Raw genomic sequence first — 25,308 nt, forward strand, 5'->3', positions numbered from 1 at the left:
CCGGAAGCTAAGCCTGCCAGCGCCAATGATACTGCCCAACCCGGGCGGAAAAGTAGGACACCGCCGAACACAAATTAAGTCCTGTGGCCCCCAATCTCATTGGGGGCCACAGGCATTCGTACGGTTATGCGGCTTCAGTCGAACAATGACAGTGCCGGCGAAACGCGGCTCTTCTCCATCTCGAGCAGGGTCTTTTTTCTGTCGAGTCCGCCGCCGTAGCCGGTGAGGCTGCCGTTCGCGCCGATCACACGGTGGCACGGCACGATGATTCCAATCGGGTTATGACCATTGGCCAGTCCCACAGCACGGAACGCGCCGGGTGCTGCGATCTGACGGGCGATCTCACCGTAAGACCTCGTTTGGCCATAGGGAATGGTCAGCAGCGCCGCCCAGACCCGCCGCTGGAACTCGGTACCGATCAAGTCCAGTTCGAGGTCGAACTCCGTACGTTCGCCGGCGAAGTACTCCTCGAGCTGGTCGACGGCGTCAGGAAACGCCGCGTCGTCGGCGATCCAACCGTCGCGGCTGGGTTCGTATGTCTGATCGACCATTCGCAGATGCATCAGCCGGTTGTCCCTGCCCGCCAGAGTCAGAAGGCCGACCGGACTGTCCATCGTGCGAAATATCATGTCTGCCATCACTTCTCCTTCGGTGGCCAGTTGTTGACCGCGTGGTCGAGCGCGGTCCAAAGGTGCTGCGTCGCGTATGAACGCCACGGTCTCCATCGGGCGCTGTGTTCGGTGAGCCGACGAGGATCGGTCGGGAGATTCAGTTGTTCGGCAGCCAGTCGCACCCCGAGGTCGGTGACCGGAAATGCGTCCGGATCGCCGAGCCCACGCATGGCGATGACTTCGGCGGTCCACGGGCCGATGCCCGGCAGCGAGCGCAATTGAGTGCGCGCACGGTCCCAATCGCAACCGGCATCGAGCACGACATCGCCGTCGGCCAACGCCCGGATCAACGTCGTCAGCGAGCGCTGCCGGGATCCGGGGAAGGCGAGGTGCACCGGATCGACGTCGGCGAGCTGCGCCACAGACGGAAAGGCATGCGTCAGACCACCATACGTGTCAGCTACGGGCTGACCGTACGCCTTGACGATGCGTCCGGCATGCGTGCGGGCCGCTTTCACCGACACCTGCTGGCCCAGCACCACCCGGATCGCAAGTTCCGATTCGTCGACGGTGCGGGGAATCCGCTGCCCCGGCGCTTTGGCGACGAGTGCCTGCAGGTCAGGATCGGCGCTGAGCACGTCGACTACGGCTTCGGGGTCGGCGTCGAGATCCAGCAGGCGACGGCACCGGGCGATTGACGTCGCCAAATCACGGAAGTCGTCGAGTACAATCCGGCATCGAACATGGTCGGGCTGCGGTGTGAGAGACACGATTCCGCTGCCGTTCGGCAGACGTAGCGTGCGACGGTACGCGCCGTCGCGGACTTCCTCGAGTCCCGGCACGGCGCTGGCGGCCAAGTGCCCGAACAGCCCCTCGTAGGCGAAGGGAGTGCGGACCGGTAAGCGCAGCGCCAGCGCTCCGGCGCCACTCTCGCTGCGGCCGAATCGGGTACGCGCACGCTGGCGCAGCGCCGTCGGAGTGAGGTCGCACACCGCGCGCACCGTGTCGTTGAACTGCCGGATGCTGCTGAACCCGGACGCGAAAGCCACGTCGCTGAACGGCAATTCGGTCGTCTCGATGAGCACCCGGGCCGTCTGCGAACGCTGAGCTCGCGCCAGCGCCAGCGGATTGGCTCCCACTTCTGCTTGCAGCAGGCGCTCGAGCTGGCGAGTGGTGTAACCCAGCCGCGCGGCCAAGCCGGTGACACCTTCGCGGTCCACAGTGCCGTCGGCGATCAGGCGCATGGCTCTCGCGACGACGTCGCCGCGCACGTTCCACTCCGGTGACCCGGGCGAGGCGTCGGGCCGGCACCGCTTGCAGGCCCGGAAGCCGGCCCTCTGTGCGGCCGCCGCGGTCGGGTAGAACCGCATGTTGCGGGCGTACGGCGGCCGGACCGGACAGCTCGGCCGGCAGTAGATCTTCGTGGTCAGCACGGCAGTGACGAACCAGCCGTCGAAGCGGGCGTCCTTGGACTGCACAGCCCGGTAGCAGCGGTCGAAATCGTCGTGCACGCCTTTACGATTACACGTGAGCACCGACAGCACTGGCGGAAAACCGACATCGTCGTCGGCCGGTGCGCAACACGCCGGTTTCGGCGTGCTAACGATTCGGCGGTGAAACACCATGTGAGGCTGCGCGGCGGCCAATGTCGTGCTGTCGTGGTAATCGATGCCCAAACGGATTCGCCACCTCCTCGAGGTGAGCTCCACGATCGCGGGGTGCTGCGCCATAGCCGCGCTCGGTCCGCCGTCGGCTCTTGCCGCGCCGGCCACGGACACCCAGGGCTATGTTGACTCGACCGCGCGGTGTGCGGCACGCAGCGAAGCGGTGGTCTTCGGCAGCACCGCTGCTTCGCGCGTCGCGATCTGCAAGTCCTCTGACGGTGACTACGAGTACCGGGGCGTACGGATTCGCGACGGCGCAGAGTTGGTCGTACCTGCCTCGCAGACTGGCGACGAGTTCACCGCCGAAAACGACGGAATCACCTATTTCGTCTCGAAGCAATCCTTGACCATCAGTGCAGGCAACCGTGTGATCCGAGACGAGCCGATGGTCGACTTCCACGAGCGACAGCAGAATGGCGGGCAATCTACGCCGGCGCGCGCGGCGACACCGACGTCCACCAAGCCGTTGCCTCCGCCGCTGCCCGCCGAAGTGGGCCACGAGGAAAGCTAGGAAAGCAGTTTCCCGGCGACCGCCACAACGCGCGCGGCCATGTGTTCGAGCGCGGCCAGCGTGGCGTCGTCGAGGTCATTCTGGTTGTCCGGGCCGGTGACATGGCTGACGCCATAGGGATTGCCGTCGGCGAACTTCAGTCCGTCGGTGTAGCCCGGCGGCACGAGTATTCCGCCGAAGTGCATCAACGACGTGTACATCCCGATGAGGGTGGTCTCCTGGCCGCCGTGCGTCGTCTGGCTGGAGGTGTAGCAGGCATACACTTTGTCGGCCAGCTTCCCCTGCGCCCACAGGCCGCCAAGCGAGTCCATGAACGTCTGGAACGGCGATGCGGTGCTCGCGAAGCGGGTCGGCGATCCGAAGATCGCGGGCATCCCCCCATACGATGTCGTCGCCGGTTGCCGCTGGAAGATCTTTCGTCGCTTCGTAATTCGCCGACCATGCCGGATTGTTGGCGAACGTCTGCGGATCCCTGGTCTCGGCGATGTGACGCACCCTGACCTCCGCGCCCGCGCCTTCACCCGCCCTCGCGAGGTGCTCGGCCATCTTCGTGCTGTGTCCGGTCGCCGAGTAGTAGATAACTGCCAATTTCGTCATCGCGCGCCCCTGCCTGAATGGTTGCCCGGGTGAGTACCCGGTAAGCCGCGTCCGACACCGCGGGTTCGACCCATGACGGGGGGCACTGCTGGCCGGGTCAGGCGCCGAAGAGCTCTCATGCCCGGCCATCTCGAGTCGTACCGCGCCGTGGGTGAGGCTCCACACGCGCCCGCGGCACTAGGGTTGGTCCAATGGCCGAACTGGTGCAACGGTATCTGGACCAGATTCGCGCACAACACGCCGCCAACAGCGACGGGGCACTGGCCGACTACATACCTGAGCTGGCCCGGGTCGATCCCAGCAGATTCGGGCTGTCGTTGTCGCTCGCCGATGACTATGTCTACGAATCCGGCGACACTGCAGTCGAATTGACGATCCAGTCGGTCTCCAAACCGTTCACCTACGCGCTGGCGTTGGAGCGAATCGGCCGCGACGCCGTGGACGCGAGGATCGGCGTCGAACCCTCTGGTGAGGCCTTCAACGAGATTAGTGTCGACGAAGCCACCAACATGCCGAAGAACCCGATGATCAATGCCGGCGCGATCACTGCGGTCTCGCTCATCCCCGGCGCATCCGCCGATGAGCGGTTCGGCTATATCCACGAGTTCTATTCCGCGTGTGCCGGCCGCGAACTAGCACTCGATGAGGACCTCTACACCTCCGAGAAGGAGACCGGCAGCCGTAACCGCGCAATCGCGTACATGTTGCAGAGTTTCGGCGCGCTCGACGGTGATCCCGACGAGACCCTCGACGTCTACATCCAGCAGTGCTCGATCAAAGTGACGAGCACCGATCTGGCTCGGATGGCCGCCACGCTCGCCCGCGGTGGGGTCGTGCCGACATCGGGCCGACGCGTGATGTCCGCGGCGGTGGTGCAACGGACGCTCAGTGTCATGGTCACCTGCGGGATGTACGACGCGGCGGGGGACTGGGTCAGCGCAGTCGGGCTCCCTGCCAAAAGTGGTGTCGGCGGCGGCATTGCCGCCGTGCTGCCCGGACAACTCGGCATCGGCGTCTACTCGCCACTGCTGGACGACAAGGGCAACAGCGTGCGCGGGGTCGAAGTGTGTCGCAGCTTGTCGGAAAACCTCGGGCTGCACTTCCTCTCGGTGACCCGGGAATCCCGCTCGACGATCCGTGCCGCCTACGATGCGGGCCCCGGCGTCCGGATCTACGAACTGCACGGCGACCTGTTGTTCACCGGAGCCGAGCAGGTGCTGCGAACCGTGGACGAGGAGTGCGGCGACTTCGACGTCGCGATCCTGAACATGTCACGCGTGGACGACATCGACGATGCCGCTCGGCGCATGCTCGCAGGCATGCGTGAGTCACTCGTTGCAGCAGGAAAGGAGGGCTACGCGGTCGACCCCGACGGTGCTCTGCGGGCGACCCCTGAGCAGGGCTCGGTGACGAAGGTGTTCCGCACGCTCGATGACGCGTTGAGCGCAGCTGAGAGCTTCGTCGGCACCGGATCAGACGGGTAACGCCAGCCTGGTCGACTCGTCGTGCCCGCGCAACGTCACCTCGTCGCCGAATGTCCAGTGGGCGCTTTCGGTGTCGCTCGCGCCCGACACCGCGTCTGAGGAGGCGAGCAGGTGGCCCGGACTCTCTTTTGCCAGTTCGCACAGCCGTGCCGCCTCGTTGACCGGCTCACCGATCACCGTGTACTCGAAGCGTTCCCTGGCGCCGACGTTGCCTGCGACCGCCTCACCCGCCGCCACGCCGATGCCCGCCTCACACTCAGGCACCTCGTCGCGCACGCGCTGTGCGATGGCCCTGGCGGCGGCCAGCGCAGAGTCCTCCGGGTTACCCAATGGCAGAGGCGCGCCGAAGACAGCCAACGCGCCGTCGCCCTCGAATTTGTTGACGAAGCCATGGTGGCGGTCGACCTCCTCGACCACCACCGTGAAGAACCGGTTCAGCAGGTCGACGACCTCGGTCGCGCGCTTGGCCGTCACCAGCTGCGTCGAGCCGATGATGTCGACAAAGAGAACCGCAACGTGGCGTTCCTCGCCGCCGAGTTCCAGACGTTCCTTTTCCGCGGCCGCGGCGACCTCGCGGCCGACGTGGCGGCCGAACAGATCGCGCACGCGTTCGCGTTCCTTGAGGCCCTGGACCATCGAGTTGAATCCGCGCTGCAACTCGCCCAGCTCGGTGCCGTCGAAGACGACGACATTGCAGTCGAAGTTGCCTTCCTCGACGTGCTTGAGCGCTGACTGCACCACCCGTACCGGGGTGGTGGTCAGCCACGACAGCAACCACATCAGAACGGAGCCGAACAAAAACGCGACCGCCGCGATGCTCAGCACCGCAAACGCGAACTGCGACGGCGTCAGATTCTGCAGCGCCAGCGCGAAGATCGCCGTCACCGCGATTCCCATCACCGGCACGCCCGAGCCCAACAGCCATACCAGCATGGTCCGGCCCATGATGCCGTCGGCCAGCCGGCGCGGCGGATGCCCCGCTTCGAGCGCCTGGGCCGCCACGGGACGCAGTGCGAACTCGGTGATCAGGTAGCAGGCGGTGGCCACCACTATTCCCGAAAAGCTCACCCCGAAAAGGAATCGCGGGATGAAGTCCGTGTCGCGTAGGCCGTACAGCGTGGTGAGCAGTGCCGCCCCCACACCCCACAGCACGAGCACCATGCGAGCCACCCGCCACGGCGCGACGAACGTGTCGCGCTGGTTGGTGCGATCCGGTTTGCGCTCCTCGATCGCCCACCGCAGCGAGTTGACGATCTTGCGGGTCACCCAGAAGATGCCGGTGCTCAGCGCCAGCACGATGTAGGCCGGGCTCAGACCCCACGTCAGCCATGCCGGAACGTCGGAGAAGATGCTCGGCGTCGGAAACACGAACGCCACCAGTACGGTGGCGACGACGATCCCGAGCAGGTTGGTGAACAGGATGAGCGTCGTCAACATCACCTGGATGCGGACCCGCCGGCGCACCTGACTCTCGTTGACTTTGCCGAGCACCCACGACCCGTATTCGGGGGTGGTGGGCAGCCGCCCGCTCTGGCGGGTCACCGCCTCGAGGACGCGGCCCAGCCGATGCGCGACGCTCTTGTTAGCGGTCATCGTGCCCTCAGCCTAATTTCCCGGGTCGCCACCTAAGGTGGTCGGGTGCGTCTCGTGATCGCCCAGTGCACCGTGGACTATGTCGGACGCCTGACCGCACATCTGCCCTCGGCGCGGCGACTGCTGCTCGTCAAGGCGGACGGTTCGGTCAGCGTGCACGCCGATGACCGGGCCTACAAACCGTTGAATTGGATGACCCCACCCTGCCGTCTCACCGAGGACAACAGCGGGCCGACGCCGGTTTGGGTGGTCGAGAACAAGGCGGGCGAGCAGTTGCGGATCACCGTCGAAGACATCGAGCACGACTCCACCCACGAACTCGGCGTCGATCCCGGTCTGGTCAAGGACGGTGTCGAAGCGCATCTTCAGGAGTTGCTGGCCGAGCACGTGGAGCTGTTGGGCGCGGGCTACACGCTGGTGCGGCGCGAGTACATGACCGCGATCGGTCCCGTGGACCTGCTGTGCCGCGACGAGAACGGCGGGACGGTCGCCGTCGAGATCAAGCGCCGCGGCGAGATCGACGGCGTCGAACAGCTCACCCGCTATCTCGAGCTGCTCAACCGTGACAGCCTGCTCGCGCCGGTGGCCGGGGTCTTCGCCGCCCAGCAGATCAAACCGCAGGCCCGCACGCTGGCCACCGACCGGGGCATCCGCTGCCTGACCTTGGACTACGACCGGATGCGCGGCATGGACAGCGACGAGTTCCGGTTGTTCTGATGGCTCGCAAGCGCCGCTCGCAGCGTCCGCCGCCGCTGCCCGCCCCACGACGCGTGGAAACGGGGCCGGACGGTTACGAGTACGAGGTGCGCGCGATCGCAGGGGTGCGCGCTGTCAAGACCTACCGCTGCCCCGGATGTGACCACGAAATCCGTCCGGGCACAGCGCATCTGGTGGTGATCCCGGCTGAGGCGGGCGAACGCGGCCTCGACGACCGTCGGCACTGGCATACCGCGTGCTGGACGCATCGGGGCACCCGCGGCCCCACCCGCAGATGGTCGTGAGTGAGCGTCAGTGCTCGCTGCCGGCCGGCTCGACGAGTTCGACGAGTACGCCGCCGGCATCCTTCGGATGGATGAAGTTGATCCGGGAATCCGCGGTGCCGCGGCGCGGGGCGTCGTAGAGCAGCCGCACGCCGTCGGCGCGCAGGCGCTCGCTGAGCGCGTCCAGATCGCTGGTCCGGTAGGCCAACTGTTGCAGTCCCGGCCCGCGCTTGTCGAGGAACTTCGCGATCGTCGACGTCTCGTCCAGCGGCGCCATCAACTGCACCTGCGCGCTGCCGACCGGGGCGCCGCGCACCGAGAGCATGGCCTCGCGCACGCCCTGATCCTCGTTGACCTCCTCGTGCAGCACGATCATGCCGAGGTGGTCGTGATACCACTTGATCGCGGCGTCCAGGTCCGGCACCGCGATTCCCACGTGGTCGATCGCCGTCACTAGGGCGCTGGCGAGCGCCCGACGTGCGCCTACGTGTTCAGTGGTCATAGCGTAACGGTAACCTTGAGACAGATGTTTGCGGTATGTGTCATGGAACACATACGGATATACCCAGTTTCCGGAGGTGCTAAATGACGACGTCGGTAATCGTTGCTGGGGCCCGTACCCCCGTCGGGAAGCTGATGGGCTCGCTCAAGGATTTCTCGGGCAGCGACCTGGGTGGCGTCGCGATCAAAGCGGCGCTCGAGAAAGCCAACGTGGCTCCGTCGGCCGTCGAGTACGTGATCATGGGCCAGGTCCTCACGGCCGGCGCCGGTCAGATGCCCGCGAGGCAGGCCGCGGTGGCCGCGGGCATCGGCTGGGACGTGCCCGCCCTGACGATCAACAAGATGTGCCTGTCGGGCATCGACGCGATCGCGCTGGCCGATCAGCTGATCCGCGCCGGTGAGTTCGACGTCGTCGTCGCCGGCGGTCAGGAATCGATGACCCAGGCGCCGCACCTGCTGATGAACAGCCGCTCGGGCTACAAGTACGGCGACGTCACCGTGCTCGACCACATGGCCTACGACGGCCTGCACGATGTGTTCACCGACCAGCCGATGGGCGCGCTGACCGAACAGCGCAACGACGTCGACCAGTTCACCCGCGCCGAGCAGGACGAGTTCGCGGCCGGGTCACACCAAAAGGCCGCCGCGGCATGGAAAGACGGCATCTACGCCGACGAGGTGGTTCCGGTGCAGATTCCTCAGCGCAAGGGCGACCCGCTGGAGTTCACCGAGGACGAGGGCATACGCGCCAACACCACCGCCGAGTCGCTGGCCGGCCTCAAGCCCGCTTTCCGTAAAGACGGCACCATCACCGCCGGTTCGGCGTCGCAGATCTCCGACGGCGCATGCGCGGTCGTCGTGATGAACAAGGCCAAGGCCGAGGAGTTGGGTCTGAGCTGGCTGGCCGAGATCGGCGCACACGGAGTCGTCGCCGGGCCGGACTCCACCCTGCAGTCGCAGCCCGCCAATGCCATCAAGAAAGCCGTTGCGCGCGAAGGCATCTCGCTCGAGCAACTTGATGTTATCGAGATCAACGAGGCGTTTTCCGCGGTCGCCTTGGCCTCGACCAAAGAGCTTGGCGTTGACCCGGAGAAAGTCAACGTCAACGGCGGCGCGATCGCCATCGGCCACCCGATCGGCATGTCGGGGGCGCGCATCACGTTGCACGCTGCTTTGGAACTGGCCCGCCGCGGGTCCGGTTACGCCGTGGCCGCACTGTGCGGCGCGGGCGGTCAGGGCGACGCGCTGATCCTGCGCAGGGCATAGCCATCTACTACGTCATGTAGTAATCCGGCTGCGTTTCGGGCACAATGGCGGCCATGACTGGCCCTTTCGATCTGCGGTCCGTCGCCGGCTGGTTTCGCCTCGTCGCGTTGATGGAGGCCGTCAGCTGGGTCGGACTATTGACCGGCATGTACTTCAAGTACATCGGCACTCCGAGAACCGAGATCGGCGTCAAGATCTTCGGGATGGCGCACGGACTGGTCTTCGTCGGCTTCGTCGTGGTGGGGGTGCTGGCCGCCGTCCTCTTCAAGTGGGCGCCGGGCACCTGGTTGCTCGGGCTGTTGGCGAGCGTCGTGCCGCTGGCGAGTGTGATCTTCGTCATCTGGGCTGATCGAACCGGGCGCATGGGGGCTGCGAGAGCTGCGGTGGTCGTGACGCAACCGGGGCGGCCGGCGCCGGAAACGACGTGACAAACTTGTTCGCGTGAGTCGTCCACGCCCTCCTATCGCGGCCTCCATGGCCGGTGCGGTTGACCTGTCCGCCCTCAAGCAGCGGCCAACGGCTGACGGTGGCACGTCGGCGCCGACCGGCGGAGTGGAGATCACCGAGGCCAATCTCGAGAACGAGGTGCTGGTCCGGTCCAGCCAGGTCCCCGTCGTGGTGCTGCTGTGGACACCGCGCAGCGAAGCCAGCGTCCAGTTGGGCGATGCGCTGTCGGAACTGGCGACGGCCGACGGCGGTAAGTGGTCGCTGGCGACGGTCAACGTCGACGTCGTGCCGCGGGTGGCGCAGATGTTCGGCGTGCAGGCGGTCCCGACCGTGGTGGCATTGGCGGCCGGTCAACCGCTGTCCAGCTTCCAGGGCATGCAACCACCCGACCAGTTGCGGCAGTGGATCGATTCGCTGTTGAACGCGGTCGCCGGCAAGTTGAGCGGCAGCGAGGGCGGCGAAGAGCCCGAGCAGGTCGATCCCGCGCTGGCGCAGGCCCGCGCGCATCTGGATGCCGGCGATTTCGACGCCGCCCGCACCGCGTACCAGGCGATCCTGGACGCCAACCCGACTCACGCCGAAGCCAAGGGCGCCGTACGCCAGATCGAGTTCCTGCAGCGGGCGAGCGCCCGGACTCCCGAGGCGATTGTCGCCGCAGATGCGGCACCCGACGACATCGAGGCGGCGTTCGCGGCGGCCGACGTCGAGCTGCTGCAGAAGAACGTCGCAGCCGCCTTCGACCGGCTCATCAACCTCGTCAAGCGCACGTCGGGGGATGATCGCGCGCAAGTCCGCACCCGGCTCGTCGAGCTGTTCGACCTGTTCGACCCCGCCGACCCCGAGGTGATCGCCGGTCGGCGCAAGCTGGCCAACGCGCTCTACTAGTCGCCGGCGCTAGTGGGCCGCGCTCACTCGCGTTGGTACTCGAACCACAGCGCCGCAAGCGGAGGCAGCACCATCACCGCGGACGCCGGACGGCCGTGCCACGGTTCGTCAGTCGCCTCCACGGCCCCGTAGTTGCCGATGCCCGACCCGTTGTAGATGTCGGCATCGGTGTTGAGTACCTCGCGCCAAGTGCCGGCATGGGGCAGGCCGAGCCGGTAGCGACCGTGCTCGGCGCCGGAGAAGTTGAACACACACGCGAGCACGGACCCGTCGTCGCCATAGCGCAGAAAGCTCAGCACGTTGTTGGCCGAGTCGTTGGCATCGATCCAGGAGTAGCCCTCCGGGCGGGTGTCTTGCGACCACAGCGCCCGGTTACTGCGGTAGATGGTGTTGATGTCACGAACCATGCGCTGGATCCCGGTGGAGAAACTGTTCTCGTCGAGCTGGTACCAGTCGACGCCGCGTTCCTCCGACCATTCGGCGCGCTGGCCGAACTCCTGGCCCATGAACAACAGCTGCTTGCCCGGGTGCGCCCACTGGTAGGCCAGCAGACCGCGCAGCCCGGCTGCCTTGGTGTGGTCGCTGCCCGGCATCCGGCCCCACAGCGTGCCCTTGCCGTGCACGACCTCGTCGTGGCTGATCGGCAGCACGTAGTTCTCGCTGAACGCGTAGAGCATCGAGAACGTGATCTCGTGGTGGTGATAACTGCGATGGATCGGGTCACGTTTGATGAACTCCAGCGTGTCGTTCATCCAGCCCATGTTCCACTTCATCGAGAAGCCAAGGCCGCCAAGGTTTGTCGGCCGGGTGACACCGGGCCACGATGTGGACTCCTCGGCGACGGTCACGATGCCGGGTGCGATCTTGTGCACCGTCGCGTTCATCTCCTGCAGAAACTGCACCGCTTCGAGGTTCTCGCGACCGCCGTAGATGTTCGGTGTCCAGCCACCCTCGGGTCGCGAGTAGTCCAGGTACAGCATCGAGGCGACCGCATCAACCCGCAGGCCGTCGATGTGGAACTCCTGCAACCAGTACAGCGCGTTGGCAACCAGGAAGTTGCGCACCTCGGCGCGGCCGAAGTCGAACACATATGTGCCCCAGTCCAGTTGCTCGCCACGGCGGGGGTCGGAGTGTTCGTAGAGGGCGGTGCCGTCGAAGCGGCCGAGGGCCCAGGCGTCCTTGGGGAAGTGGGCGGGCACCCAGTCCATGATCACGCCGATGCCGGCCTGGTGCAGGGCGTCGACCAGGTGCCGGAACTCGTCGGGTGTGCCCAGCCGCGACGTCGGCGCGTAGTACGAGGTCACCTGGTATCCCCAGGAACCGCCGAAGGGATGCTCGGCCACCGGCATCAACTCGACGTGCGTGAACCCGTTCTCGGCGACGTACTCGGTCAGTTCCGTGGCCAGCTCGCGGTAGCTCAGCCCGGGCCGCCACGACATCAGATGTACCTCGAGGGTGCTCATCGGCTCGAACACCGGGTTCTGGGCGGCCCGGCGCGCCATCCACTCCTCGTCTTCCCAGATGTACTCGCTGACAGTCACTTTCGAGGCTGTCTTCGGTGGCACCTCGGTGGCGAAGGCCATCGGATCGGCACGGTCGCTGACCGACCCGTCGGCGCCGTGGATCCGGAACTTGTACAGCCCGCCGATCTCGAAGCCCGGCCAGAACACCTCCCACACGCCCGTCGAGCCGAGCACCCGCAACTGGGCCTGGTTACCGTCCCAGTGGTTGAACTCGCCGATGAGGCTGACCCCCTTGGCATTCGGCGCCCACACCGCGAACGAGACGCCTTCGACCACGCCGTCGGGCGTGGTGTAGCGGCGCGGGTGTGCGCCGAGGATCTCCCAGAGCCGCTCATGGCGGCCCTCGGCGAACAGGTGCAGGTCCATCTCACCGAGGGTCGGCAGGAAGCGGTACGCATCAGCGACCACGTGTTCGTGGGTCGAGCCGTTGTCGCCGGGATAGTGGACCTCGAGCCGGTAATCAGCCAGGCCGGTGAACGGCAGCGCGACCGCGAACAAGCCGGATTCGATGTGCTGGAACGGATATCGCTCACCGCCGACGAGCGCCACCACTTCGACCGCGTGCGGCCGGTAGGCGCGGATGACGGTGTGGTCCTCGTACTCGTGCGCGCCGAGCACCGAGTGCGGGTCGTGGTGCTCACCGGCGAGCAATCGGTTGAGATCGGCGGTGTGCGGTCGCAGATTCGGGCTGCTGGATTGTTTGGTCCGCGTCATGTCGTCACTCCCTACGCAGCAGATTGAGTCGTTGGTCGGCCGGCACCTGCGGCATGTTCAAGATGTGCGCCACCGCCCGCCCCGGGTCGAGGCGAACGTAATTGGCCTGCCCCCATTGGTATTCGTCACCGGTTACTTCGTCACGCACCCAGAACCGGTCGTATGGCTCCATCCCGAGCGCCGGCATGTCCAACCACAGCGTGGCCTCTTCGGGCCCGAATGGGTTCAGGGTGACCACCACCAGCACCTGATCACCGGTGGCCGGATCGAACTTGCTGTAGGCCAGCAGCGCGTCGTTGTCGGCGTGGTGGAACTTGATCGTGCGCAACTGGTGCAGCGCCGGGTGCAACCGGCGGATCTCGTTGAGCCGCGTGATGAACGGTTCCAGCGACTCGCCGTCGGCCAGCGCGGCGTCGAAGTCGCGGGGGCGCAACTCGTACTTCTCGGAGTTGAGGTACTCCTCGCTGCCTTCTCGGACCGGGCGGTGTTCGTAGAGTTCGTAGCCCGAGTACACGCCCCACGACGAACTCATCGTCGACGCCAGCACCGCGCGGATCGCGAACATGCCCGGGCCGCCGTGCTGAAGGCTCTCGTGCAGGATGTCGGGGGTGTTGACGAACAGGTTCGGGCAGGCGTAGTCGGCGTGTTCGGCGATCTGTTCACCGAACTCGGTGATCTCCCACTTGGCGGTGCGCCAGGTGAAGTACGAATACGACTGGGTGAAGCCGAGTTTGGCCAGGCCGTAGAGCCGCGCGGGCCGGGTGAACGCCTCGGACAGGAACAACACGTCGGGGTGCTCGTTCTTCACCTGGCCGATCAGCCAGGCCCAGAAGTTCGGCGGCTTGGTGTGCGGATTGTCGACACGAAAGATCTTGACGCCGTGCGAGATCCAGTGCCGAACGACGCGGAGCACCTCTTCGTAGAGGCCCGCCGGGTCGTTGTCGAAGTTCAGCGGGTAGATGTCTTGGTACTTCTTCGGCGGGTTCTCCGCGTAGGCGATGGTGCCGTCGGGTAGCACGGTGAACCACTCCGGATGGGCTTTCGCCCACGGGTGGTCCGGCGCGCACTGCAGGGCAAGGTCGAGCGCCACCTCCATGCCCTCGTCGCGAGCCGCGGCGACGAAGTCGTCGAAGTCGGCGATGGTGCCCAGCTCCGGATGGATCGCGTCGTGGCCGCCCTCGTCACTTCCGATGGCCCATGGTGAGCCGACATCGTCGGGTGCGGCGGTGACACTGTTGTTGCGGCCCTTGCGATGCACCTTGCCGATCGGATGGACCGGCGGCAGGTAGACGACGTCGAAGCCCATCCGCGCGATGCGGGACAGTGCCTTCGTTGCGGTCGCGAAGGTGCCGTGCATCGGGTTGCCCTTGCTGTCCCAACCGCCGGTGGACCGCGGGAAGAACTCGTACCACGCACTGAACCGCGCCTCGGGACGGTCCACCCAGATGCCAAATTGCTTGCCTCGGGTGAGCAGCTCGCGCAGCGGATAATCGTCGAGCAGGCGAGTGACCTCCGGTGCAAGCGCCGCGCCGGCCCGGCCGAACGGATCCCCGGGCTGGCGTAATCGCGCCGCCGCCTCGATGAGCGGATGACGGTGTTGGCGCGGCACCCCGGCCGCGGCGCGTTCGAGCAGGCCGGCGCCGATCAGCAGATCGTTGGACAGTTCCGACTCACTCTGCCCCGCGTCGAGCTTGGCGGTCACGTTCTTTCGCCAGGTGGCCACGGGGTCGCCCCACCCGTCCACCCGGAAGGTCCACAGCCCCTGGCAGTCCGGGGTGAACGCGCCGTGGAACAGGTCGGGCGTCCGGCCCATCGACATCGGCAGGTGCTGGGGACGCTTGCGGGGCGTGGCGCCGAGGACCGTTTCGATGGGCACGGCCTCGGCGGATTTCACCAACCCCGGGGGGTCGTTGGCGAGCTGGGGATAGGCGCGGCCGTGGAAGCGCACCACCAGCGTCGCCGCGACGGCGTCGTGGCCCTCCCGCCAGACAGAGGCGGCAATCGGCACGATCTCTCCGATGACGGCCTTGGCGGGGTATCGCCCGTTGGAGACGACAGGCTCCACGTCATCGATTTCGATACGGCCCGCCACCTGACCACTCCTCACGTTGACGCGGCCGATGGGGCCGCTGTGTCGTCTGGTTTCTCGTCACGCCGTGCCTCTCGCGTGTCCCCCGCGCCCTATACCCACCGTATTGCGCAGCCCAACCCAATGCAGGCAAGCAGTCCGGCAACGGAGCCTGCGAACCGCCGGATTGTCAGTAAGGTTGAGTCGCGTGATGGCCCGATGAAAGCGCTGAGAAGGTTCACCGTCCGTGCGCACCTGCCCGACCGACTGGGCGCGCTGGAACAGCTGTCGATCAACCTGCGCTGGTCATGGGACCGGCCGACCCAGGATCTGTTCGAGTTGATGGATCCCGATCTGTGGCGGCAGGTCGGCTGCGACCCGGTGAGCCTGCTGGGCCAGATCAGTCCCCGGCGCCTGGACGAGCTGGCAACCGATGAGGCGTTCCTGACGCGCCTCGACGGGCTGGCCGCCGATCTCGACGACTATCTGAACCGTCCGCTGTGGTACCAGGAGCAACTGGAACAAGGCGCCCAGCTACCTAACGGCATCGCCTACTTCTCGATGGAGTTCGGTGTCGCCGAGGCGTTGCCGAACTACTCCGGCGGCCTGGGCATCCTGGCCGGCGACCACCTCAAAGCGGCGTCCGATCTGGGCCTGCCGCTGATCGCCGTCGGACTGCTGTACCGCTCGGGTTACTTCCGGCAGTCACTGACCGCCGACGGATGGCAGCACGAGAGCTACCCGGCCGTCGACCCGCAGGGGCTGCCGCTGCGGCTGTTGACCGACTCCGACGGGCGGGCGGTGCTGGTCGCCGTGGCGATGCCCGGCGAGAACCAATACGACAATCAGCTGCGGGCCCGGATCTGGATCGCCCAGGTCGGCCGGATCCCGTTGCTGCTCTTGGATTCCGACGTTCCCGAGAACGACCACGATCTGCGCGGCGTCACCGACCGGCTCTACGGCGGCGACCAGGAGCACCGGATCAAGCAGGAGATCCTGGCCGGCATCGGCGGAGTCCGGGCGATCCGGTCCTTCATCGAGCTGGAGGGCAGGCCCGCGCCGGAGGTGTTCCACATGAACGAGGGGCACGCGGGCTTCCTCGGTGTCGAGCGCATCCGCGAACTCATCGACGCCGGCCTCGATTTCGACACCGCGCTGACGGTGGTGCGGTCGTCGACGGTGTTCACCACCCACACCCCGGTTCCCGCGGGCATCGACCGGTTCCCGGTGGAGATGGTCCGGCGCTACTTCGGCGGCCGCACCGACGGACCGGTGGGGGAGATGTCGCGACTGCTGCCCGGCCTGCCGCTCGACCGGATCGTCGCGTTCGGCGACGAGGACGACCCGAGCAAGTTCAACATGGCTCACATGGGCCTGCGGCTGGCCCAGCGGGCCAACGGTGTCTCGCTTCTGCACGGCAGGGTCAGCCGCCACATGTTCAATGAGCTGTGGCCGGGGTTCGACGCCGCCGAAGTGCCGATCGGTTCCATCACCAACGGTGTGCACGCGCCGACGTGGGCGGCGCCGCAGTGGCTTCAGCTCGCCAATGAGCTGCTCGAGAGCCAGGATCTCAGCGGTGCGCGGGAACCGGCGGTGTGGGAGCGGCTGCAACAGGTCGACCCGGGCCATCTGTGGTGGATCCGGTCACTGCTGCGCGAGCAACTCGTCGCCGACGTGCGCGCGCGGCTGCGCCGCTCCTTTCTGGAGCGTGGCGCGGCTGAAGCCGAACTGGGCTGGATCGCAACGGCTTTCGATCCCGGCGTGTTGACGATCGGCTTCGCGCGACGAGTCCCGACGTACAAGCGGCTGACGCTGATGTTGAGCGATCCGGAGCGGCTGGAGCGGCTGCTCCTCGACGACGAGCGTCCCGTCCAGCTGATCGTCGCCGGCAAGTCTCATCCCGCCGACGACGGCGGCAAGGCGCTGATCCAGCAGGTGGTGCGGTTCGCCGACCGCCCCGAGGTGCGGCACCGGATCGCCTTCCTTCCCGACTACGATATGTCGATGGCCCGCCAGCTGTACTGGGGCTGCGATGTGTGGCTGAACAACCCGCTGCGACCGCTGGAGGCGTGCGGGACGTCCGGGATGAAAAGCGCGCTGAACGGGGGGCTGAACCTGTCGATCCGCGACGGGTGGTGGGACGAGTGGTACGACGGCGACAACGGGTGGGAGATCCCGACCGCCGACGGCCTGGCAGACGAGAACCGCCGCGATGATCTCGAGGCGGCCGCCCTCTACGACCTGCTCGAGACGTCGGTCGCGCCGAAGTTCTACGACCGCGACGAGCGCGGTGTCCCGACCCGGTGGGTGGAGATGGTGCGGCACACGCTGATCGTGCTCGGGCCGAAGCTGCTGGCATCGCGCATGGTGCGCGAGTACACCGAGAAGTACTACGCGCCCGCGGCACAGTCGCTGCGCAGGACCGTCGAACCCGGCGCTGACGGTGAACCGTTCGGCGCCGCACGGGAATTGGCCGGCTACCGACTGCGAGCCCAGGAGTCGTGGCCCAAGATCCAGATCACCGACGTCGACAGCTACGGGCTGCCGGACACCCCACTGCTGGGGTCCGAGCTCACGCTGACGGCGACGGTGCAGCTGGCTGGTCTGCGGCCTGACGAGGTCGTCGTGCAGGCCGTGCTCGGCCGCGTCGACGCCGGTGACCAGCTCGTCGACCCGGTGACAGTGCCGATGGCCCACACCGGCAGCGCCGACGGCGGGACCGAGGTGTTCTCCGCGACGGCGCCGCTGCCGATTGCCGGTCCGGTCGGCTACACCGTGCGGGTGCTGCCGCACCACCCGTTGCTCGCCGGCGACAACGAGCTGGGCCTCGTCACGCTCGCGTGACCGCCCGTACTCGCCGATGCGGGTCGCGGTAGGTTCCGAGGCATCGCGGACGATCGGGAGGACGGGCAGTGACAGTTGGAGTTGGGCTGCGGCGTGGTTTCACGGTGCTGGCCGTCGGGGCATTGATGAGCGGACTGCTCGCCGATCGGGCATCGGCACAGCCAGACGTTGAGCCGGTGGGCGCCGAGGCGCCTCCCGAAGGGTTGCCGACGCAGCAGCCGCCTCCCCCGGAGGGGGCCGTCGAGTCGACGCCCCCCGCCGTCACCGATACCCCCGACGGGTGGCAGATGACCCTGTCCGCCGAGGACGAGACGCAGGCGCCGATACCTCCGCTGACGACGGCGTTGTCGTCACGCGAATACGTCGTCGGCGGTACGTACAAGGGATCGCTGGTCGGACCCGACGACGGCGAACCTCCGCACGGCACTCTGGAGGTGGGCTACGAGATCGGCTGCGGGATCGACATGAGCACCTCGAACGGTGTGACGCTCGCGGGCACGGCGGGCATCAACCCGTCCATCGGGTTGCTGGGGATCGACGCCGCCGGACCGCTGGACCTCGGAGTGCTGCCCAGCCTCGGCGGCAACATCGGCGGCGGTATCACCGTTGGACTCAAACCTGGTCTCGTCAACGTGATTCCGGTGACGAAGAAGGAGTTCACCGGCGCCAAGCCGTGGGTGATGGTGAGCAAGTTCCGGGTCAAGATCGACGGCTGTGTCGGCGAGTCGTTCATCCGCTCGTACGCGTTCCTGACCCGGTCGACTGACGCCTCGGAGGCGATCGTGGCCTGGTACGGCGTGACCAAGAAGATCTGACTCAGTCGAATCGCTTGAAGCAGCGCTCCGTGTCGCCGAGCACTCCGGCCCGGAACGCGTCGATCCGCGAGAATCCCGACGGCACCGATTCGCCGTTGACGTCGCTGGCCACCAGGCCGTTGGTGAGGATGCCCGACACGGCTTCGTCGACATCTCCCGCGGTCAACGCGACCGTGTTGCCGTCCGGCGTCTGCACGCTCTTCGACAGCTTGGTGGTGGCCACGCCTGTCAGGCACGCGGTGCGCAACGCGGCCTCGGCATTGTCGAGTTTCACGCCGCCGTACTCGTTCTGGATGGCCTGCATGTACCGCGACATCAACACCGAGTAGGCGGTGTTGTCGCCGGTGGCCAGCCCGACCGGGTCCTCGACGTCAGGCGGTGCGCCCAACTGCGCCAGCTTTCCGAGATCCACTGCGATCGTGTTGGTGGCCGGGCAGTAGGACACCGGTGGGCTCGGCCGCGCGTCCGGGCAGTCGGAGGCATCGAAGCTCAGACGGGGAGGATCGGCGGGTTCGAACACGATGTTCATCGCGTCGATGACGGCGCGCACCGACTCTTCGGAGACGGGCCACTCGCCGGTCTCGTTCTCCTCCAATAGGACTGGCAGATTGCCTCGGCGCTGTTCGATCTCGCGCATGTCGATCGCTGAGCAGGCGCCCGGGCCGTCGGTGAAACCGAACTGGAAGGCCGAAAGACGCTCGAACGCCGAACCGTGCTCGTCGACACCGGCTTCGGGGTCCTCCTCGCTCAACAGCGGATCACGGAACGCGATGACGGCCGCCAGTACGTTGTTGAGCCCTTCACCGGTCGAGAGCGTGAACCGCGGCGAATCGCCTTCGGCGACCCAGCGCATGTAAGCGCCCGCGAGGCAGTCGGCTTGCTGCTCGGATACCAGCGTCGGCGTGTCGTCGTCGACCAACCCGGCCTGCCGTTGCACCGAGTGCCCGTACTCGTGGGCAAGCACCATGGTGACGCCCATGTCGCCGTGCCCCTGCTGCAGACTGGGCAACAGCTCACCGCGGTCCCAGCCGATCGTGTTGTCGGTCTCGCAGAACCCGGCATTGACCAGCCCGTAGGTGTCGGTGTCGCAGAAGCCGGTGCCCTCGAAACCGTTTGCGTCCCAGGAGAACACCTCGTCGACCGGTTTGAACTCGCCGTTGAAGGCGTCTGGGTGGGCGCTCTGCCAGAACTGCTCGATGTCGCTGATCGCCTGGCGGGCCAGCTGGTCGGTCTGGCTTCCGTCAGAGCCCTTCACGCTGCGCGTGGGACCTTCGGCGTCAGACCGCAGCCCGGTGGGGCCGTCGGTCGCAGGCATACCCGCGACGCGGAATGGGTCGGCGAACACAGAGACGGGGCGACCGTGCAGCAGTGTGGTGCACGCGGTCATCAGCAGCGCCGACGACAGCGCGATCAGAGCGCCGAGGAGGTGCCGTCGACTCATTGACGCCGCCTTTCGGGTCGACCTGCGGCCACGGCGGCGCGCATTGAACCGTTGCCAGGATAGAAAACAATCAGGTGCGGCGTAGACGTTCGAGCGCCTGGCGCACCCTGGTGGAATCGGTGGTGGCCCAGAAGGGCGGCAGCGACGCCCGCAGGTAGCCGCTGTAACGGGCGGTGGCCATCCGCGAGTCGAGGACGGCCACGACACCGCGGTCGTCGACCGTGCGCAGCAGCCTGCCCGAGCCCTGCGCCAGCAGCAGCGCCGCGTGGCTGGCGGCCACGGTCATGAAGCCGTTGCCACCGCGAGCGGCGACCGCCCGCTGCCGGGCCGCGAGCAGGGGGTCATCGGGGCGCGGGAAGGGAATCCGGTCGATCAGCACAAGTGACAGCGACGGGCCCGGGACATCGACGCCCTGCCACAGCGACAATGTGCCGAACAACGAACTCTCGGGGTCGTCGGCGAACCTCTGCACCAGCGCCGACGTGGTGTCTTCGCCCTGGCACAGCACCGGGGTCTCCAGTCGCTCGCGCATGACCTCGGCAGCGGCTCTGGCCGCACGCATCGAGGAGAACAACCCCAGGGTGCGGCCACCGGCGGCGGTGATCAGCCCGGCGATCTCGTCGAGTTGCTCGGCCGATCCGGTGCCATCGCGCCCCGGCGGGGGCAGGTGCGCGGCGACGTAGAGGATGCCGGACTTCGCGTGCTCGAAGGGCGAGCCGACGTCGAGACCGCGCCATCGGAGCCGCTCGGCCGGCGACGTCAAGTCCGTTGTGTCCAGGCCCCACGCCGTGGCCATGGCGTCGAACGTGCCGCCGATGGTCAGCGTGGCCGACGTCAGCACGGTCGTCGAATGCTGAAACAACCTGGCGCGCAACAGACCTGAGACAGATAGCGGTGCGACTCGCAGCAGTGTCCGAACGCCCGAGCGGGTCTCCTCGCGCTCGATCCACACCACCTCCGTGCGGTTGGGGATCGGCGGCACGAAAGAGTCGAGCACCCGAGCGGCAGTGTCCCCGACGTCGGTCAGCGCGGTGACGGCCTCGGTGCGCGCGGAAGCTGCTTTCGGATCGCTGGGGGCGGTGTCGATCGCCGACCGGACCCGGTGGGCGGCGTCGCGCACGGCGGTCAGGTACGTCGCCAACTCGTCGTCGAGCACGTCGACGCGGCCCGGTTCGGTGTCGTGCACCGCCGACGACAGGGTCGCCGTCGCGGCTTCCAGCCGCTGCGCGAGTTCCGGCTCGACCAGCCGAGCGGACCGCCGGTGAGCCACCCCGAGGGATGTCGCCGAAAGTTCGCCTGTAGCAACGGATGTCACGCGGTCGACCAGCTCATGCGCCTCGTCGACCACCAGCAACTCGTGTTCGGGCAGCACAGCGGCATCGGAGATCGCGTCGATCGCCAGAAGCGCGTGGTTGGTGACGATCACGTCGGCGCGGCCGGCCTTCTCGCGGGCCTTCTCGGCGAAACAGTCGGCACCATATGGGCAGCGGGCGACGCCGATGCACTCGCGCGCCGACACGCTCACCTGCGACCACGACCGGTCCGGGACGCCGGGACTGAGTTCGTCGCGGTCACCGGTCTCGGTGTCCGAAGACCAGGCGACGAGCCGCTGCACGTCGCGACCCAACGCGCTGGACGCGATCGGCTCGAACAACTCTTCCTGGGGACGGTCGGGCGGTTCGTCGGCGGCGCCACCTGAAGACCCGTTGTGAATCTTGTTCAGGCACAGGTAGTTTCCGCGGCCCTTCAACAGTGCGAAGGTGGGTGTGCGGGGCAACGCGCCGGCGAGCGACTCGGCCAGTCGGGGCAGGTCACGGTCGACGAGTTGGCGCTGCAGCGCGATCGTGGCCGTGGACACCACCACGGGATCGTCGGTTTCGACGGCGCGCGCTATCGCCGGTACCAGATACGCCAACGACTTGCCGGTGCCCGTGCCGGCCTGTACCGCGAGGTGCTCCCCGGTCTCGAAGGCGTGCGCGACGGCCTGCGCCATCTCGATCTGGCCCGAGCGCTCGAGGCCGCCCAGCCCGGCGACCGCCGTGGCGAGAAGTTCGGTGATGTCGGACGTGGTGCGCCCCTATCCGGGAGGGATCAGCCGGGTCGGGATCGCCGGCTCGCCGCGCGACAGCTTCAGCCCGTCCCAGGGCAGGCTGGTCAGGCCGTCGGTGACCCGCCGGCGGGCCGCATCGAGAGTCGGCTCGGCGACCGGCTCGCCATCGCGAACCAGCTGAACCGTCAACGGGCGCGCGGTGAGACCGTCGTGGTCCGCCGGCGGGCGGCCGTAGGGATGCACGACCTCCTCGACGATCGTGCCGGTCGGTTTGGCGAGCCGCAGCGCTTGCTTGCGGCCGCCGTGCGAGTGCTTGTGGCTACTGCGCTTCTCGACGGGGATTCCGTCCACCTCGGTCAGCTTGTAGACCATGCCCGCCGTCGGGGCGCCGGAGCCGGTGACCAGCGAAGTGCCCACCCCGAAAACGTCGACTGGATCGACGCGCAGCGAGGCGATCGAGAACTCGTCGAGATCGCCCGACACCACGATCCGGGTCGCGGTCGCGCCGAGGCTGTCCAGTTGTACGCGGACCTGGCGGGCCAGTACGCCGAGGTCCCCGGAATCGATCCGTACCGCGCCGAGGTCGGGTCCGGCGACCTCGACGGCCGTCGCCACCCCTGCGGTGATGTCGTAGGTGTCGACGAGCAGCGTGGTGTCCGCGCCGAGCGCGTCGACCTGGGCGTGGAACGCCGCCCGTTCGTCGGGACCGTCGCGCGTGGTGTAGAGCAGTGTGAACGCGTGCGCGCTGGTGCCCAGCGCCGGAACCCCGTAGTCGCGCTGCGCCTGCAGATTGGACGAGCCGGCGAAGCCCGCCAGATATGCGGCGCGCGCCGCTGCGACGGCGGCCTGTTCGTGCGTGCGTCGTGACCCCATCTCGATCAGCGGCCTGCCCTCGGCCGCGCTCACCATGCGCGCAGCGGCCGAGGCGATCGCGGTGTCGTGGTTGAAGATCGACAAGGCCAACGTCTCGAGCACGACGCACTCACCGAACGTGCCGTGCGCGGAAAGCACCGGTGAGCCGGGGAAATACAGCTCGCCCTCGGCGTATCCGTCGACATCGCCGCCGAATCGGTAGTCGGCGAGGTAGGCGAGCGTCGCGGGGTCGAGAAAATCGAGTGCCGCGAGTGCGGGTTCGTCGAATACGAACTGCGCCAACGCTTCCACGAATCGCGCCGTGCCTGCCACCACGCCGTAGCGACGACCTTCGGGCAGTCTGCGCGCGAAGAGCTCGAAGGTGGTCCGGCGGTGAACGCTGCCGTCGCGCAACGCGGCCGCGAGCATCGTCAGCTCGTACTTGTCGGTGAGCAGGGCCGGGGACGCGGCGGTCACACCGCCACCGTAGTAGCTCGAAGCGCGCGTTCAGCGTTGGCTATCCTGAACCACATGGTTACGCCGGCGAAGACTCGACCGGGAACTCGCCAAGAGCGCGACGTCACGTCCGTCGCGGACGAGGACACGGCCGCTGACACTCCGTGGGTGACCATCGTCTGGGACGACCCGGTGAACCTGATGACATACGTGACCTACGTCTTCCAGAAGCTGTTCGGATATCCAGAGCCGCATGCCACCAAGCTGATGCTCCAAGTGCACAACGAAGGCAAGGCGGTGGTCTCGGCGGGCAGCCGCGAGTCGATGGAGGTCGACGTGTCCAAACTTCACGCCGCCGGACTGTGGGCGACCATGCAGCAGGACCGCTGACAACGACGTGCGTAAGTGGAAACGGGTGGAGACCGAGGACGGCACGCGCTTCCGCTCGGCCGTGGCGCCACACGAGGCCGCGCTGTTGCGCAGTCTGGCCACATCGCTCGTCGGTATGTTGGATGACCGCGAATCGTCTGCTCCCGCAGACGAACTCGAAGCGATCACCGGTATGCGCGCGGGCAATTCGACACCGCCCGACGACGACACGATGAAGCGGTTGCTGCCGGACTTCTATCGGCCGCAGACCGAGCACCCGGCCGGTTCCAGCGCGGCGGAGAGCCTCAACGGCGCGTTGCGCAGCCTGCACGAGCCGGCCATCATCGACGCGAAACGTCAAGCAGCACAGACACTTCTGGACACGCTACCCAGTGAGGGCGGCAAGTTCGAGTTGACCGAAGAGGCCGCGCACGCGTGGGCCGCGGCGGTCAACGACATGCGCCTGGCGCTGGGCACGATGCTCGACATCGCCCCGGACGGGCCCGAAGATCTGCCGTCGGGCCATCCGATGGCCGGACACCTCGACGTCTACCAGTGGCTCACCGTGCTGCAGGAGTACCTCGTGCTGGGTCTGATGGGCAAGTCGAGATGAGCTCGATCACCGACGTTTCCGGTATCACCGTCGGACAGCACCACCGGCTCGACGCGGACGTGACGCCGGGATCGGGTTGGGCCAGCGGCACCACCGTGGTGCTCACCCCGCCCGGGACCGTTGGCGCGGTCGACGGCAGGGGCGGGGCGCCCGGTACGCGGGAGACCGACCTGCTCGATCCGAGCAACTCGGTTCAGCACGTCGACGCCGTGGTGCTGACCGGCGGCAGCGCCTACGGCCTCGCCGCCGCCGACGGGGTTATGCGCTGGCTCGAGGAGCACGGTCGAGGCGTCGCGTTGGAGGGCGGTGTGGTGCCGATCGTGCCCGCCGCGGTGGTCTTCGACCTGCCGGTGGGCGGGTGGCAATGCAGACCGACCGCGGATTTCGGTTACGCGGCGGCCGAGAGTGCCGGCACCGAGGTTGCCGTCGGCAGCGTAGGCGCGGGCACCGGCGCGCGCGCCGGCGTGCTCAAGGGTGGCGTCGGCACCGCCTCGACACGGCTCGATTCCGGTGTGACGGTCGGCGCTCTGGTGATCGTCAACTCCGCGGGCGAAGTGGCCGACACCGCGACGGGTCTGCCGTGGCTCGCCGCTCAGATCGAGGAGTTCGGCCTAACTCCGCCGCCTGCCGACCAGATCGCCGCATTCGCCGAACGGCACGTCGAATACAGCCCGCTCAACACCACCATCGCTGTCGTCGCCACGGACGCGGCAATGAGCGCGGCGGGTTGTCGACGGGTCGCCGTCGCCGCACATGACGGCCTGGCGCGCACTATCCGGCCGTGCCACACGCCGCTCGACGGCGATACGGTGTTCGCCTTGGCCACCGGCGCCGTCGAGGTGCCGCCAGACCCGACGACTCCGGCGTCGATGTCGGCCGAGGTACCGCTGATCACCGAGGTCGGCGCCGCCGCCGCGGACTGCTTGGCCCGCGCGGTGATGGTCGGAGTGCTGGCCGCCCAGTCTGTCGCTGGAATACCGACGTACCGCGACCTGTTGCCGGGAGCGTTCGAGTAGCTCGACAT

21 protein-coding genes and 1 pseudogene are annotated in these 25,308 nt (G+C 67.3%); 12 read left to right on the forward strand and 10 right to left on the reverse strand.

Features of this window, described 5'->3' with window-relative positions; translation table 11 throughout:
- Positions 1-134: 134 nt before the first annotated feature.
- The gene (locus A5663_RS01230; protein WP_068143087.1) at positions 135-638 is read right to left on the reverse strand and encodes a methylated-DNA--[protein]-cysteine S-methyltransferase; all 504 of its coding nucleotides are present in this window, start codon (positions 636-638) and stop codon (positions 135-137) included.
- Positions 638-2,122 carry a DNA-3-methyladenine glycosylase 2 family protein gene (locus A5663_RS01235; protein WP_197503256.1) on the reverse strand — a complete coding sequence of 495 codons (1,485 nt, stop codon included), beginning with the start codon at positions 2,120-2,122 and terminating at the stop codon, positions 638-640. The genes A5663_RS01230 and A5663_RS01235 overlap by 1 nt, the downstream gene beginning before the upstream one ends.
- A 157-nt stretch (positions 2,123-2,279) precedes the next feature.
- On the opposite strand from A5663_RS01235, the gene A5663_RS01240 reads away from it, so the two are divergent.
- Entirely contained in the window at positions 2,280-2,786 is a 507-nt protein-coding gene (locus A5663_RS01240; protein ID WP_068143089.1) for a hypothetical protein, read from the forward strand.
- Here A5663_RS01240 and wrbA read toward each other — a convergent pair.
- Positions 2,783-3,383 (reverse strand): annotated as a pseudogene (wrbA, locus tag A5663_RS01245) (NAD(P)H:quinone oxidoreductase). The gene A5663_RS01240 and the pseudogene wrbA sit on opposite strands and share 4 nt — an antisense overlap.
- A gap of 191 nt (positions 3,384-3,574) precedes the next feature.
- On the opposite strand from wrbA, the gene glsA reads away from it, so the two are divergent.
- Positions 3,575-4,867, forward strand: a complete 1,293-nt coding sequence (glsA, locus tag A5663_RS01250; protein ID WP_068143090.1) for a glutaminase A — start codon at positions 3,575-3,577, stop codon at positions 4,865-4,867.
- Here glsA and A5663_RS01255 read toward each other — a convergent pair.
- Positions 4,856-6,460 (reverse strand): adenylate/guanylate cyclase domain-containing protein, encoded by a 1,605-nt coding sequence (locus tag A5663_RS01255; RefSeq protein ID WP_068143091.1) that lies wholly within the window; start codon positions 6,458-6,460, stop codon positions 4,856-4,858. The two genes, glsA and A5663_RS01255, sit on opposite strands and share 12 nt — an antisense overlap.
- 45 nt (positions 6,461-6,505) lie before the next feature.
- Between A5663_RS01255 and nucS the strand changes: the two genes are divergently transcribed.
- Both nucS and A5663_RS01265 read left to right on the forward strand, forming a co-directional pair.
- On the forward strand, positions 6,506-7,177 hold the full coding sequence (gene nucS, locus A5663_RS01260) for an endonuclease NucS (protein WP_068143092.1): 672 nt from the start codon (positions 6,506-6,508) through the stop codon (positions 7,175-7,177).
- On the forward strand, positions 7,177-7,461 hold the full coding sequence (locus A5663_RS01265) for a hypothetical protein (RefSeq protein WP_068143093.1): 285 nt from the start codon (positions 7,177-7,179) through the stop codon (positions 7,459-7,461). Before nucS ends, A5663_RS01265 begins: the two co-directional genes overlap by 1 nt.
- Positions 7,462-7,468: 7 nt before the next feature.
- Here the strand turns inward: A5663_RS01265 and mce are convergent, their stop codons facing one another.
- Positions 7,469-7,942 carry a methylmalonyl-CoA epimerase gene (mce, locus tag A5663_RS01270; RefSeq protein ID WP_068143094.1) on the reverse strand — a complete coding sequence of 158 codons (474 nt, stop codon included), beginning with the start codon at positions 7,940-7,942 and terminating at the stop codon, positions 7,469-7,471.
- A gap of 83 nt (positions 7,943-8,025) precedes the next feature.
- On the opposite strand from mce, the gene A5663_RS01275 reads away from it, so the two are divergent.
- Genes A5663_RS01275 through A5663_RS01285 form a run of 3 tightly spaced genes read left to right on the forward strand, consistent with a single transcriptional unit; the run spans position 8,026 to position 10,539 of the window.
- The gene (locus A5663_RS01275; protein ID WP_068143095.1) at positions 8,026-9,207 is read left to right on the forward strand and encodes an acetyl-CoA C-acetyltransferase; all 1,182 of its coding nucleotides are present in this window, start codon (positions 8,026-8,028) and stop codon (positions 9,205-9,207) included.
- 44 nt (positions 9,208-9,251) lie between these two features.
- Positions 9,252-9,635, forward strand: coding sequence for a DUF3817 domain-containing protein (locus A5663_RS01280; protein ID WP_068143096.1), 384 nt, complete (start codon positions 9,252-9,254; stop codon positions 9,633-9,635).
- A 13-nt stretch (positions 9,636-9,648) separates the two neighbouring features.
- Positions 9,649-10,539 carry a tetratricopeptide repeat protein gene (locus tag A5663_RS01285; protein WP_197503257.1) on the forward strand — a complete coding sequence of 297 codons (891 nt, stop codon included), beginning with the start codon at positions 9,649-9,651 and terminating at the stop codon, positions 10,537-10,539.
- Positions 10,540-10,562: 23 nt separating this feature from the next.
- On the opposite strand, the gene glgB is transcribed toward A5663_RS01285, so the two are convergent.
- Complete coding sequence (gene glgB / locus A5663_RS01290; RefSeq protein WP_068143098.1) at positions 10,563-12,776, reverse strand: 1,4-alpha-glucan branching protein GlgB; 2,214 nt, start codon at positions 12,774-12,776, stop codon at positions 10,563-10,565.
- A 4-nt stretch (positions 12,777-12,780) separates the two neighbouring features.
- A complete protein-coding gene (locus A5663_RS01295) occupies positions 12,781-14,868 on the reverse strand; it encodes an alpha-1,4-glucan--maltose-1-phosphate maltosyltransferase (protein ID WP_068143099.1) in 2,088 nt (695 codons plus the stop codon).
- Positions 14,869-15,063: 195 nt separating this feature from the next.
- Between A5663_RS01295 and glgP the strand changes: the two genes are divergently transcribed.
- The gene (glgP, locus tag A5663_RS01300) at positions 15,064-17,688 is read left to right on the forward strand and encodes an alpha-glucan family phosphorylase (RefSeq protein WP_068143100.1); all 2,625 of its coding nucleotides are present in this window, start codon (positions 15,064-15,066) and stop codon (positions 17,686-17,688) included.
- A 125-nt stretch (positions 17,689-17,813) separates the two neighbouring features.
- Positions 17,814-18,503 carry an MspA family porin gene (locus A5663_RS01305; RefSeq protein WP_068143191.1) on the forward strand — a complete coding sequence of 230 codons (690 nt, stop codon included), beginning with the start codon at positions 17,814-17,816 and terminating at the stop codon, positions 18,501-18,503.
- 1 nt (position 18,504) lies between these two features.
- On the opposite strand, the gene A5663_RS01310 is transcribed toward A5663_RS01305, so the two are convergent.
- The 3 genes from A5663_RS01310 to A5663_RS01320 form a co-directional block, all read right to left on the reverse strand.
- Positions 18,505-19,944 (reverse strand): neutral zinc metallopeptidase, encoded by a 1,440-nt coding sequence (locus tag A5663_RS01310; RefSeq protein ID WP_068143102.1) that lies wholly within the window; start codon positions 19,942-19,944, stop codon positions 18,505-18,507.
- Between the two features lie 70 nt (positions 19,945-20,014).
- Positions 20,015-22,003 carry an ATP-dependent DNA helicase gene (locus A5663_RS01315; protein ID WP_068143104.1) on the reverse strand — a complete coding sequence of 663 codons (1,989 nt, stop codon included), beginning with the start codon at positions 22,001-22,003 and terminating at the stop codon, positions 20,015-20,017.
- An 18-nt stretch (positions 22,004-22,021) separates the two neighbouring features.
- Positions 22,022-23,275: a nicotinate phosphoribosyltransferase gene (locus A5663_RS01320; protein ID WP_231976648.1), complete on the reverse strand. Its 1,254-nt coding sequence runs from the start codon at positions 23,273-23,275 to the stop codon at positions 22,022-22,024.
- A 102-nt stretch (positions 23,276-23,377) separates the two neighbouring features.
- Between A5663_RS01320 and clpS the strand changes: the two genes are divergently transcribed.
- From clpS to A5663_RS01335, 3 genes are read left to right on the forward strand one after another with little or no spacing between them, the layout of a single operon-like run.
- Entirely contained in the window at positions 23,378-23,692 is a 315-nt protein-coding gene (gene clpS / locus A5663_RS01325; RefSeq protein WP_068143109.1) for an ATP-dependent Clp protease adapter ClpS, read from the forward strand.
- A gap of 7 nt (positions 23,693-23,699) precedes the next feature.
- Positions 23,700-24,284 (forward strand): DUF2017 domain-containing protein, encoded by a 585-nt coding sequence (locus A5663_RS01330; protein ID WP_068143111.1) that lies wholly within the window; start codon positions 23,700-23,702, stop codon positions 24,282-24,284.
- Positions 24,281-25,300 carry a P1 family peptidase gene (locus A5663_RS01335; protein ID WP_068143112.1) on the forward strand — a complete coding sequence of 340 codons (1,020 nt, stop codon included), beginning with the start codon at positions 24,281-24,283 and terminating at the stop codon, positions 25,298-25,300. Before A5663_RS01330 ends, A5663_RS01335 begins: the two co-directional genes overlap by 4 nt.
- Positions 25,301-25,308 lie beyond the last annotated feature (8 nt).

The sequence above is a fragment of the Mycobacterium sp. E740 genome, from assembly GCF_001672895.1.
Lineage (GTDB): Bacteria > Actinomycetota > Actinomycetes > Mycobacteriales > Mycobacteriaceae > Mycobacterium.